This window comes from Sandaracinus amylolyticus, from assembly GCF_021631985.1.
Lineage (GTDB): Bacteria > Myxococcota_A > Polyangia > Polyangiales > Sandaracinaceae > Sandaracinus > Sandaracinus amylolyticus_A.
In genome coordinates this window covers 6,051,059-6,062,502 of the sequence record NZ_CP070225.1, presented here as the reverse complement: position 1 = coordinate 6,062,502, position 11,444 = coordinate 6,051,059, and the positions used below count along the sequence as shown (strand labels likewise).

Below are 11,444 nucleotides of genomic sequence, written 5' to 3'. Positions count from 1 at the left end.
GAGAGCGCGAAGGAAGCGGGCTCGCATCGTGCGCGGCCGTCTCGCAACAGGCGTACCGCGCACGATCGCATGGACATCGTGCAGCACGCGGAGCGCGGAGCGCTCCGTGCTCCGCGCTCGTCACGCCGCCGCGCGCGCCGTGCTCGCGAGCTCGGGCACGAGGACGATCTTGCCGATGAGATCACCGCGCTCGTGACGGCCCAGCGCGAGGCCCGCGTCGTCCAGCGAGTAGCGCGCCGCGACCTGCGCGCGCAGCGTGCCCGCGCCGAGCAGCGCGAAGACCTGCCCGAGATCCTCGCGGAGCTCGCGACGGAAGCGCGCCGGGCGCAGCATGGCGTTCGCGCCGAGGCTGCTGCGGCCCCACACGTCGAACACCCGCGCGCGCCGCAGCGAGGGCAGGAAGCTCCACGCGAGCGCGCGCAGCATGTTGCGGATGATCGGCGTCCACGCCGAGCCCCGATCATCGCGCGTCGACGCGCTGCCGTACGAGACCAGCGTGCCGCGCCGCGCGAGCATCGCCCACGACGTGCGCAGGCTCGTACCGCCGACGTGATCGAACACCGCATCGACACCCTCGGGCGCGATCGCGCGCACCTGCTCGAGCACGCGCCCTCCCTGGTAGTCGATCGCGATCGCGCCGAGCGCCTCGACCGTCGCGCGCTGCGCGCCACGGCAGGTGCCGATCACCCGCGCGCCGGCGAGCCGCGCGAGCTGCACGAGGAGCGTGCCCACGCCGCCGCCCGCGCCGTGCACCACGATGGTCTGGCCCGCGCGCACCCGGGCGACACGGTGGAGCATCTTCCACGCGGTCGCGCCGTTCACGACCAGCGCGACCACCTCGGCCGCGTCGAGGCCCTCCGGCACCGGGACGAGATCCTCGGCGTCGAGCACGACGTGCGCCGCCCATCCCCCGACGTGCGTCATCGCCGCGGCGCGCGCGCCGACCCAGCGCCGATCGACGCCCTCGCCGACCTCGATCACGCGGCCGACCACGTCGTAGCCCGGCACGAACGGGAACGGCGGCTGTCCCGGATAGCGCCCGCGCCGCATCTGCACCTCGGCGAACGACACGCCGGTCGCCTCGACCTGCAGCAGGACCTGGCCGCGTGCGAGCGGCGCGATCTCGCGCTCCCGAACCTCGAGCCCCTCGCGCTCCATCACGATCTCGTTCGTCTTCATGTCGACCTCCACGGCGCTCACCCTGCGTCGCTGGCGGTCATCCGTGAAATGGATAGTCTCGATGCCCGATCATGGATTCCGTGAATCTCCGTTCGGTGGACCTGAACCTGCTCGTCGTGCTCGACGCGCTGCTCGAGGAGCGGCACGTCACGCGCGCGGGCAAGCGGCTCGGGCTCTCGCAGCCCGCGGCCAGCAACGCCCTCGAGCGATTGCGCGCGATGTTCGGCGATCCGCTCCTCGAGCGGACGCGCGAGGGGCTGCGGCCCACGCCGCGCGCGGAGTCGCTGCGCCCGGCGCTGCGCGATGCGCTGGAGAGCGCGTCGCGGCTCGTCGCGCGGGCACGCCCCGAGCTCGCGACCATCGTGCAGACGGTGCGGTGGTCGGTGGTGGACTACGGGCTCCCGATCTTCGTGCCGCCGCTGCTCGCGTCGTTGCGCGCGCAGGCGCCGGGGATCGATCTCGTGGTCTCACCGTGGTCGGGCGCCGAGGACGCGCTCGCCGCGGTGAACGACGGCGCGCTCGATCTCGCGGTCTCGGTGCACGCGCCGGGTGCATCGGAGCTGCGCTGGCATCGGCTCTTCGACGAGCGCTACGTCGTCGCGATGCGCGCCGATCATCCGGCGCGGCGTCGGTTCACGCTCGAGCGCTGGCTCGCGCTCCCGCACGTCGTGGTGTCGGGGCGCGGCCAGGCCAGCGGCGCGCTGGATGCGGCGCTGGCCGCACGCGGGCTCTCGCGGCGGGTCGGGCTCGTGGTGCCGAGCTTCCTCGCGGTGCCCGCGATCGTCGCCGGCAGCGATCTCGTCGCGCTCGTGCCGGAGCGCGTGCTGCCCGCGGTCGCGTGCCCCGGTGTCGTCGCGCGGGAGCCGCCGCTCGCGGTCGCGGGGTTCGAGGTCGGGCTCGGGTGGCACCCGCGTCGCGACGGAGACCTCGCGACGATGCACGTCGCGCAGGAGATCGTGCGCATCGCGCGCGCCGCGATCAGAGCCCCGGGCAGATCTCGTCGCGCGTGACCGGGACGTAGTAGGTCCAGGTGCCCGAGCCGGGGCCGCTCGGCGGGACGAACGTCGCGAGGTGGACGCGCGCCTCGACCGGTGCGCCGAACGGCGCGCCCGAGATCGTGCGCGAGTAGGTGCCCGCAGTGAGCCCGATGCGCAGCGGCGATCCGACCGGCATGTCGTTCGCGGGATCCCCCGTCGACGACTCTCCGTCGGCGTAGTAGGTGCGCGTGCCGCCGTTCGCGGTGACGGTGACGCGCTCCTCGTTCGTCGTGGTGCGCGGATCGTCGGGCTGGTAGTCGACGATCAGACGCTGCGCGACCCACGTCGATCCATCCGCGTCGAGATCGGCTTCGAAGCCGACCACGTCCTCGCCGTCGGAATCGTTCGCGCCGCCGCGGATGCCGCCACCCGATCCGAGCCGGCGATACCGCAGCACGTCGTTCTCCGACGGATAGGGCGAGAAGACGCTGAAGCCGCTCCAGTACCAGTCGAACGAGATGCCCTGGACGCCCGCGGGCACGCCGCGGCTCGCGGGATCTCCGACGTCGCCACCACCGCCGCGCGCGAGCACGAGCGACCAGCCTCCGAGCGGCCATCCCGAGCCCGTGGTGCGCGCCTCGACGGTGAGCTCGATGCGCACGCGACCCCATCCGACGTACCAGCTGCGGTCGAACCAGAACGCGCCCGCGGTGTCGACCGCGCTGCCGTCGAGCAGCGACGCGTAGATCTGCAGCGGGCTGCTGCCGATGCCGTCGCAGCGCGCGACGCCGTACGTGTCGCCTACGCCGCTGCACACGAGCGTGCCCGACGCGTCGGCGGTCGCGAGCGGGCGCTCGTCGAGGAAGCCCTCGTTGCCGTCGTCGTCGCAGTAGTTGCAGGCCTCGCTCGCGGTGCACGCGCCGGCCCACGTGCAGTCGTTCGCGCACACGCGCGTGCCCGCGACGCCGCACGCGTTGGTGCAGGGCTCGCTCACGCCGCGCGCGCACTCGAAGCCGTCGTCGATCGCGCCGTTCGCGTCGTCGTCGCAGCCGTTGCACGCCTCGCTCGCGACGCACGTGTCGTAGCCGAGGCAGTCGGCGCGGCAGGTCGAGGTGCCCGGGGCGCCGCACGCGTTCACGCACGCGACCGACTGGCCCGACCGACACACGACGACGCCCGGGTTCACGTCGTCGACGAGCGTGTCGCAGTCGTCGTCGATCGCGTTGCACACCTCGCTCGCGCCGGCGTGGCGCGTCGGCTCGTCGTCGTCGCAGTCGCCGCGCAGGAGCACCCATCCGTCGCGCTCGGCGCACGCCATCATCGGGACCGCCGCCGGGTCGTCGTCGCCGCGACCATCACCGTCGGCATCGGGCCAGAGCGTGAGGCGCACCCGCTCGTCGACGAGCATGTCGCAGTCGTCGTCGATGTCGTTGCAGACCTCGTTCGCGCCGGGGCGCACGTCGATCGCGCCGTCGTCGCAGTCGGTGCCGCACACCTGCGCGCCCGAGCCGTCGACGTTGCAGCACGCCGCGGAGTCGACCCCGTCTCCGTCGACGTCGCGCGTGCCGAAGGTGCGCGCGTCGCAGTCCTCGTCGTGCCCGACGTCGTCGCAGACCTCGGCGTTGCCCTCGAACCGATCGTCGTCGTCGTCGTCGCAGTCGGACCCGCCGCACGCGACGGCGTCCTCACCGTCGCCGTCGCGATCGGGGTTCGCGCAGTCTCCGTCGCAGCGATCGGCGGACTCGTCGCACTCGTCGGCGGGGCAGGGCGCGGTCGCCGGCGTGCAGCCTTCGTCGTCGGCCGCGCTCGAGCCGGGATCGCAGCGCTCGACGCCGTTGCAGTAGCGGCCGTCGTCGCAGTCCTCGTCGTCCGTGCACGACGCCGTGCTCGCGTCGCGCGTCGCCGCGTCGAGCTCGTCGGCGGGGTCGTCGTCGCCGCAGGCCGAGATGACGAGCGCACCGAGGACCCACAGAACCGCGACGATGCGCGCTCGACCGGTCGACATTCGCCGCGAGCGTACCAGGCGTTCGTGTCGAGATGTGTCGGCCCCTTCTCCCGGCGCCTCGCGCGCGCCATGTGATCGTGGAATGGTCGGCGAGCCGCACGATCTCCTGACGGTCGTCTACGTCGAGGACGACGAGCGCCTCGCGCGCCTCACGAGCCAGTACCTGCGCACCCACGGGGTCGAGGTCCACGTCGTCGCGAGAGGCGATCTCGCGGTTCCCGAGGTGCTGCGGGTGCGCCCGGACGTCGTGCTGCTCGATGTGATGTTGCCCGGTGCGAGCGGGCTCGAGGTGTGCCGCCGCATCCGCGAGCGCAGCGACGTGCCGATCGTGATGGTCACGGCGCGCGGCGAGGAAGCGGACCGTGTGATGGGCCTCGAAGGCGGCGCCGACGACTACGTCGTGAAGCCGTTCTCGTCGCGGGAGCTGCTCGCCCGCCTGCGCGCTCAAGCGCGTCGCGCGCGCGGACGAGCGGGACCGCGCGCCGAGCGCCTGCAGGTCGGCCCGCTGGTGATCGACGCGACCACGATGAGCGCGTCGCTCGACGGTGTACCGCTCGTGCTGACGACCTACGAGCACGCGCTGCTGCGCGCCCTCGCCGAGCGCGCGGGCCGGGTGCTGACGCGCGATCAGCTGATGGAGCTCGTCACCGGCTCGATCGACGACGCCTTCGATCGTTCGATCGACGTCCACGTCTCGCGGCTGCGACAGAAGCTCGGAGACGATCCGCGACAGCCGCGCTTCCTCAAGACGATCCGCGGCGTCGGCTACATGCTCTCCCCGGATCCGCGATGAAGCGGCGCGGTCGGCTCGCGATTCGGCTCCTGCTGCTCGGGCTCGGGCAGCTCGTGCTGCTCGTGGTCGCGGCGGTCGCGATCGCGTGGATCACGCGTCCTCCGCCGCACGCGCACGACATGCACGAGCGGGTGGAGCTCGCGGCGGAGCGCGTGCGCGCCGGGCTCGATCACGATCTCGAGGGCACGCTCGCGCGCGTCGCGCGGGACCTCGAGCTCGAGATGACGGTGCACGATCGGCGAGGTGCCGTGATCGCGAGCACCGTGACCCCGCCGCTGCGCGCGCCGAGCAGCGAGGAGCGCCCGCCGCCGCCTCCCACGAGGCCGCCGCCGCCGATCGGTCTGCCCCTCGTCGACGCACCGCACGAGCCGCCGCGCCGGCACATCCTCGCGTCGATCGACGAGGCGCACGTCTTGGTGGCGCGCGGCACGCCGCCGCCCTGGCCGTACACCGCGGCCGTGCTCACGATCCTCGCGGGCGTGCTCGTCGTCGGCGCCGGCGCGTTCCTCGCCGCGCGCTGGATCGTGCGTCCGCTCGAGTCGCTCGCGCGCGCGGCGCGCGCGGTGGGCGAGGGCGATCTCGCAGCGCGCACCGGGCTCGATCGGCGCGACGAGATCGGCACGGTCGCGCGCACGTTCGACGAGATGGCGGAGCGCGTCGAGACGTCGATGCGCGCGGAGCGCGAGCTGCTCGCGAACGTGTCGCACGAGCTGCGGACGCCGCTCGCACGCATCCGCGTCGCGATGGATCTCGCGGCCGAGGGTGACGCCGAGGGCATGCGCGCCGCGGTCGCGGAGATCGCGACCGACCTCGGCGAGCTCGAGTCGATCGTCGACGACATCCTGGTCGCGCTGCGGCTCGACACCCGCGATCGCGCGCATGCGGGGCTGCCGCTCAGCGCGCTCGAAGAGATCCCGGCGGAAGAGCTCGCGAGGCGCAGCGTCGAGCGGTTCCGCGCGCGGCATCCCGATCGTCCGCTCGAGGTCGCGCTCGAGGCCGGCGCGCGGCGGCTGGTCGTCGATCCCGTGTTGTTCCGCCGGGTGATCGACAACCTCCTCGAGAACGCCGACAAGTACACGCCCGATCGCACGGCACCGATCGCGCTTCGGTTGCGGGAGGAGCGCGAGCGCGTCGTGCTCGAGGTCGAGGATCGCGGGATCGGGATCGCTGCCGAGGATCTCCCGAACGTGTTCGCGCCGTTCTTCCGCGCGGAGCGCAGTCGAGCGCGCGATGCGGGCGGGGTCGGGCTCGGGCTCACGCTCGCCGAGCGCATCGTCGAGGCGCACGGCGGGACGATCGAGGTCGAGAGCACGCTCGGTCGCGGGACGCTCGTGCGCGTCTCGATGCCCGGCTGAGCTCCGACACATCTCGCAACAATCGAGCAACACCCACGCGGAACGGGGATCGCACGGTGGTCGCTGAAGGAGACCACGCATGCACGATCACGACGATGGGAGCCGAGGGCTGCGCGCCGACGTCGCGCACCTGATGTCGCGCGGGATCACGCGCCGGCGCGCGGTGGGCCTGCTCGCGAGCGCCGGGCTCGTGCCGCTCGTCGGATGCGCGGCGCGCGCTGCAGGAGGAGTGCTCGACGCGGGCGCGCCGAGCGGCGACGACGCGGGATCGAGCGACGGCGGGAGCACGAGCGCCGACGCTGGAGCGAGCGACTCGGGCACCACCGCGATCGACGAGTGCTCCGCGATCCCCGAGGAGACCGCGGGCCCGTACCCCGGCGACGGAACGAACGGCCCGAACGCGCTCGCGCTCTCCGGGATCGTGCGCAGCGACATCCGCACGAGCCTCGGCGTCGCGACCGGAGTCGCGACGGGCGTGCCGCTCACGGTCACGCTCACGCTCGTCGACGCGGCGCGCGGGTGCGTGCCGCTCGCGGGCTACGCCGTCTACCTCTGGCACTGCGATCGGAACGGCGACTACTCGATGTACTCGGCGGCGATCGCGAGCGAGAGCTACCTGCGCGGTGTGCAGGAGAGCGACGACTCGGGGCGCCTGACGTTCACGACGATCGTGCCCGGCTGCTACGTCGGGCGCTGGCCGCACATCCACTTCGAGATCCATCCGAGCCTCACCGCGGCGACGAACGGGCGGAACGCGATCCGCGTCTCGCAGCTCGCGATGCCGGAGGACGTGTGCAGCGCGGTCTACGCGAGCGCCGAGGGCTACGGCGCGAGCGCGTCGGCGCTGCGCGGTGTGAGCCTCACGAGCGACAACGTGTTCCGCGATGGATGGTCGTCGCAGCTCGCGAGCGTCGCCGGCAGCGTCGCGGGCGGATACGCCGCGTCGCTCGTGGTCGGCATCGTCGACTAGAAGTCCTTCGCGAGGCGCACCATCGCCGAGCCCATCGGGGCCAGCGTGTAGCCGTGCTTCTCGTAGAGGCGGATGAGCTTGACGTTGTGCTCGTCGGTGTAGGTGATCGCGCGGGGCATGCGATGACCGCGGATCCACGCCTCGCCGTGATCGAGGAGCGCACTCGCGATCGACGAGCGGCGCGACGCGGGCTCGACGAACGTCGTCGAGAAGAGCCCGATCGGGCGCTCCGTCTCGTCGACGTCGAGGCGCACGATCGTGTGCCCGGTGACGTGCCCGCTCGCGTCCTCCGCGAGGTAGACGACCGCGGTGCTGCGCGCGGGATCGAGGTGGAACCGCACCCGATCGCGCAGCCACTCCATCGTGTACATCGCGGTGCCGCGCTCGGCCCCGAGCACCTCGACCAGCGTCTCGCGCATCCGCCGCGCGACGATCTCGATCTCGTCGTCCGAGCTCGGATCGATCTCGCGGATGGGGTGCATCAACAGTCGTCGCGCACGTAGCCGGCGGTGCCGAGCGGCACGAGATCGAGGTCGCGCAGCACGATCGAGAGGTCCGGGAAGTCGGCGCAGCCGGTGTCGAAGTCGGCCCGTCGATACTCGATCACCAGCACTCCGTCGCCGTACGCGTCGACGTAGTCGCCGCACTCGTCGTAGCGGTTGCACTCCTCGGCGACCGCGAAGTCGGTGCCCATCTCGGCGCGCCGCGCGAGGAGCTCGGTCGAGTTCTTCTGCGCGATCGCGAGGCCGCGCGCGTGCGCGACGTCGGAGAGCAGGCGCATGAACGCGACGGCCTGGTCCTGCGTGAGCAGCCCTTCCGAGCGCGCGTAGGAGTCGAGGTTGTCGATCTCGATCGCGTCGAAGCCGTCGTCGGCGCACTGCTCGATCCACCCGCCGACGATCTCGGCGAGCGCCGCGCGCTTCTCGGGCGTGCGCGTGTCGAGCAGCATCTCGTCCCAGTCGCGATCGATCACGGGATCGCCGCCCGCATCGCGGAGCACGAGATCGGGGTGCTCGGCGAGCCACCACTCCGACGCGTCGGGCTGGGCCTGGAACCCGTTCACGTAGCAGAGGTTGTAGATCCCCGCGGCCGGCGACTCGGTGCGATCGCGCGAGACGATCTGCACGCCATCGGGCGGCGAGTACGCGCCGCCGAGCTGGTAGTCGAACCCGGCGTTCGCGGGCGGAAGGCGCGGCTCGCCGGCGCTGCCACCGTCGCTCGCCGCGTCGTCACGCTGCGTCGCGCCGTCGGTCGCGCTCGCTGCGTCGGGATCGCGCGTCGCGCCGTCGATCACCGTCGCATCGGGGACTGCCGCGTCGATCGATGTCGCGGCGTCGTCACCGCCGCCGCCACACGCCGAGACACCGAGCACCACGATCGCGAGGCCGAGACGCTTCATGCGATCTCTTGTACGTCATTCGCGCCCGAAGCGGATCCGGTTCCGCTCGCGCGCCTTGTCGGCCTCGACGTCGCGATCACGCGGCGCGGCGTTCGTGGTGAGCGACACGAGGAGCTCGCGCGCGACCTCGGCGACGTCGTCGACCGCCTTCTGGAACGCGGCCTCGTTCGCCTTCGACGGCGCGTTGAACCCGCTCAGCTTCCGCACGAACTGCAGCGACGCAGCGCGGATCTCTTCTTCCGTCGCGGGCGGCTCGAAGTTGAAGAGCACCTTGATGTTGCGGCACATGCGCGAAGGTTATCGCGCCTCGCGCGCCCATGCGTCGATCAGCTGTCGCGCGATGCTCATCGGCGGCGGCACCAGCGGGAGCTCGCCGGCGCGGAACCAATGGGCCTCGGCGATCTCGACGCCGTCGACGCGCACCTCGCCCGACGTCCATTCCGCCATGAAGCCGATCATCAGCTGGTGCGGGTAGGGCCAGGGCTGGCTACCGAAGTAGCGGATCGCGCCGATCTCGATCCCGACCTCCTCGCGCACCTCGCGCGCCAGCGCTTCCTCGAGGGTCTCGCCGATCTCGACGAAGCCCGCGAGCGTGCTGAAGAACGGCGCCGGAAAGCGCGGGCTGCGCGCGAGCAGCGCGCGATCACCACGCCGCACGAGGCCGATCACCACCGGCGAGATGCGCGGATACGACGTGAGCTCGCACGCCGGACAGCGCAGGCAGCGCTCGCCCTCGACGGGCACGGTCGGCGTCGCACAGCGACCGCAGAACCGATGCGTGTCGACGAAGCCCGCGAGCTGCACCGCGCGCATCGCGCTGCCGAACACCGCCGCGTCGACCATCGCGTGCAGCGCGCGCAGGCCGATCGCCGAGTAGGGCGCCTCGAACGCGTCGTGCGCGAGCGAGCACACCCACGTGGTCGCACCGCCGAGCTCGCCGATGCGGTGCCCGCGCGTCGCGTCGAGGCCCAGCGCGATCAGATCGCGCTCGTCGAGGAGCGGGCTCTCCCCGCGGAGCACGAGGCCTTGGCGGTGGGTGACGAAGAAGACGCGCGCGATGTCCATCGTGCGCGACCCTGCAGCCGCGACCGGGGCGCGGCAAGCATGGCCCACGCGTCACACGCCGAGCGACACCTCGACCCCCGCGTGATCGCTGGCACGCGGGACGCTGCGGAGGCGCATCGATCGCGCGTCGATCGCGCCCGCGGTCCACACGCGATCGAAACGGAATCCGGCGCGTCGATCGTTCTCGGGGCGCCACGTCACCCGCGCGCTCTTCGGGGCGCCGAGCTCGAGGAACACGTCGCGCACGCCGAGCTCGCTCGCGACCACGTCCCACTCGCTCTCGCGCAGGTTCGTGTCGCCCGCGAAGATCGCGCCCTCCGGTGCGTCGCGCATCCACGTCGCGATCTCCCGCGCCTGTGCGAGGCGCGACTCGCTGCCGCTGCGCAGGCTCTCCATGTGCGCGGTGATCACCACGACGCGGCGATCGGAGGGCGCGTGCCGGAGCGTCGCGATCGTGCCCGCGCGCGCGAGCGCGCTGTCCGCGAAGGGCCGGCGCTCGCAGCGCTCGATGGTCCACGGCGCGCGCGCCGCGATCACCTCGTAGTGCTCGCGATCGATCGGCGCCTCGGGCCAGATGGTGAAGCCCGCCGCCGCGAGGTGCGGCGCGAAGTACCCGCGGTGCGCGACGCGCACGACCTCCTGCAGCGCGAGCACGTGGGGCATCGGCGCGGTCGGCGCGCCCGAGGCGGCGCGCGCGAGATCCCCGCCGATCAGGATCTCGAGGCAGAGGCGCTCCATGCGCTCCCCGAGCTGCGACTCGTTCAGGCCGTCGACGTTCCAGGTGAGCAGGCGGAGCTCTTCGTTCGCGGTGGGCACGCGCGCGAAGTTAGCGCGTCGTCCTCACAGCGCGACCACGCGTTCTCGCGAGTCGTCGATCCCGACCAGGCGATCGAGCGAAGGACGCAGGCGCGCGAAGTGGGCGCGTGTCTCCTCGCACGCGTTGCGTCCGTCGGGCAGCGTCCACGACAGACGATGCGCGTTGAGCCCCACGAAGTGCGCGCCGCAGTCGCCCAGCGCCGGACGATGCGGCGGGAACGGCGAGCAGATCGAGACCTCGTCGACCGAGACCACGTGGGTCTCGCGCGCGCTCGTGATCGCCGCGACCTGCAGGCCCTGCTCGTCGAGCTCGCTGGTGAGCATCATCCCTCGCGCGGCGAGCACGCGGATCATCTCGGCCGTGAGATCGAGCCCGGGAGGCAGCCCGCGGATTCCGCTGTTGCGCGGCGCCGTCCCGCACTCGCGCGCGAACTGGCCGAAGGCCGGGGTCACGTCCTCCGCGAGCACACACGACTCGCCGCGCGGATCGTCGAGCCACGTGCGGATCGCGTCGGGCATGCGCCAGAGCACGCAGTCGTTGTCGAGCGCGAGCTCGTATGCGTCGGGCGCGAGGCGCACCGGCGCGAACTTCCACGACGTGCCTTCGGTGAGCGCGGCGTCGAGGTGAGGACGGAGCCGCGCATCGAGCATCCCGCTCACGTCGAGCCACTCGACGAGCGCCGGCACCGCACCGGCGCGAGCGCGCGCGACCGAGAGCGGGACCGTGTTCACGCACACGACGTAGCGTGCGTCGGGCCCGAACACGCGCAGCGCACCGTGCAACGACCGTCGCAGCACGTCGTACCCGTGCGCGCTCACGTTCCCGATCGTCCAGCGCAGCACGAGCGGTCGCTGCCGAGCACCGTCTGCCATCATCGCTCTCCT

Annotated in this window: 12 protein-coding genes; 4 read left to right on the top strand and 8 right to left on the bottom strand. The window is 72.6% G+C overall.

Features of this window, described 5'->3' with window-relative positions:
- Nucleotides 1-120: 120 nt before the first annotated feature.
- Nucleotides 121-1,179 carry a zinc-binding dehydrogenase gene (locus I5071_RS25660; protein ID WP_236515467.1) on the bottom strand — a complete coding sequence of 353 codons (1,059 nt, stop codon included), beginning with the start codon at nt 1,177-1,179 and terminating at the stop codon, nt 121-123.
- A gap of 80 nt (nt 1,180-1,259) precedes the next feature.
- Between I5071_RS25660 and I5071_RS25655 the strand changes: the two genes are divergently transcribed.
- Nucleotides 1,260-2,189: a LysR family transcriptional regulator gene (locus tag I5071_RS25655; RefSeq protein WP_236515466.1), complete on the top strand. Its 930-nt coding sequence runs from the start codon at nt 1,260-1,262 to the stop codon at nt 2,187-2,189.
- Here I5071_RS25655 and I5071_RS25650 read toward each other — a convergent pair.
- A complete protein-coding gene (locus tag I5071_RS25650; RefSeq protein WP_236515465.1) occupies nt 2,158-4,161 on the bottom strand; it encodes a putative metal-binding motif-containing protein in 2,004 nt (667 codons plus the stop codon). The genes I5071_RS25655 and I5071_RS25650 overlap by 32 nt on opposite strands.
- An 82-nt stretch (nt 4,162-4,243) precedes the next feature.
- Here I5071_RS25650 and I5071_RS25645 point away from each other — a divergent pair, with 82 nt between their 5' ends.
- The 3 genes from I5071_RS25645 to I5071_RS25635 all read left to right on the top strand — a co-directional run bounded on the left by I5071_RS25645 (nt 4,244) and on the right by I5071_RS25635 (nt 7,279).
- Entirely contained in the window at nt 4,244-4,954 is a 711-nt protein-coding gene (locus I5071_RS25645) for a response regulator transcription factor (protein WP_236515464.1), read from the top strand.
- Nucleotides 4,951-6,309: a HAMP domain-containing sensor histidine kinase gene (locus I5071_RS25640; protein ID WP_236515463.1), complete on the top strand. Its 1,359-nt coding sequence runs from the start codon at nt 4,951-4,953 to the stop codon at nt 6,307-6,309. The genes I5071_RS25645 and I5071_RS25640 overlap by 4 nt, the downstream gene beginning before the upstream one ends.
- A 79-nt stretch (nt 6,310-6,388) precedes the next feature.
- Nucleotides 6,389-7,279 carry an intradiol ring-cleavage dioxygenase gene (locus I5071_RS25635; protein WP_236515462.1) on the top strand — a complete coding sequence of 297 codons (891 nt, stop codon included), beginning with the start codon at nt 6,389-6,391 and terminating at the stop codon, nt 7,277-7,279.
- Here the strand turns inward: I5071_RS25635 and I5071_RS25630 are convergent.
- From I5071_RS25630 to I5071_RS25605, 6 genes are read right to left on the bottom strand one after another with little or no spacing between them, the layout of a single operon-like run.
- Nucleotides 7,276-7,761 (bottom strand): GNAT family N-acetyltransferase, encoded by a 486-nt coding sequence (locus I5071_RS25630; RefSeq protein ID WP_236515461.1) that lies wholly within the window; start codon nt 7,759-7,761, stop codon nt 7,276-7,278. The two genes, I5071_RS25635 and I5071_RS25630, sit on opposite strands and share 4 nt — an antisense overlap.
- Complete coding sequence (locus I5071_RS25625; protein WP_236515460.1) at nt 7,761-8,678, bottom strand: endo alpha-1,4 polygalactosaminidase; 918 nt, start codon at nt 8,676-8,678, stop codon at nt 7,761-7,763. The genes I5071_RS25630 and I5071_RS25625 overlap by 1 nt, the downstream gene beginning before the upstream one ends.
- 15 nt (nt 8,679-8,693) lie before the next feature.
- Nucleotides 8,694-8,966: a DUF2277 domain-containing protein gene (locus I5071_RS25620; protein ID WP_236515459.1), complete on the bottom strand. Its 273-nt coding sequence runs from the start codon at nt 8,964-8,966 to the stop codon at nt 8,694-8,696.
- A 9-nt stretch (nt 8,967-8,975) separates the two neighbouring features.
- Entirely contained in the window at nt 8,976-9,743 is a 768-nt protein-coding gene (gene nudC, locus I5071_RS25615) for an NAD(+) diphosphatase (RefSeq protein WP_236515458.1), read from the bottom strand.
- A 51-nt stretch (nt 9,744-9,794) separates the two neighbouring features.
- Nucleotides 9,795-10,559, bottom strand: a complete 765-nt coding sequence (locus I5071_RS25610) for an endonuclease/exonuclease/phosphatase family protein (RefSeq protein WP_236515457.1) — start codon at nt 10,557-10,559, stop codon at nt 9,795-9,797.
- Between the two features lie 24 nt (nt 10,560-10,583).
- Nucleotides 10,584-11,432: a hypothetical protein gene (locus tag I5071_RS25605; RefSeq protein ID WP_236515456.1), complete on the bottom strand. Its 849-nt coding sequence runs from the start codon at nt 11,430-11,432 to the stop codon at nt 10,584-10,586.
- Nucleotides 11,433-11,444 lie beyond the last annotated feature (12 nt).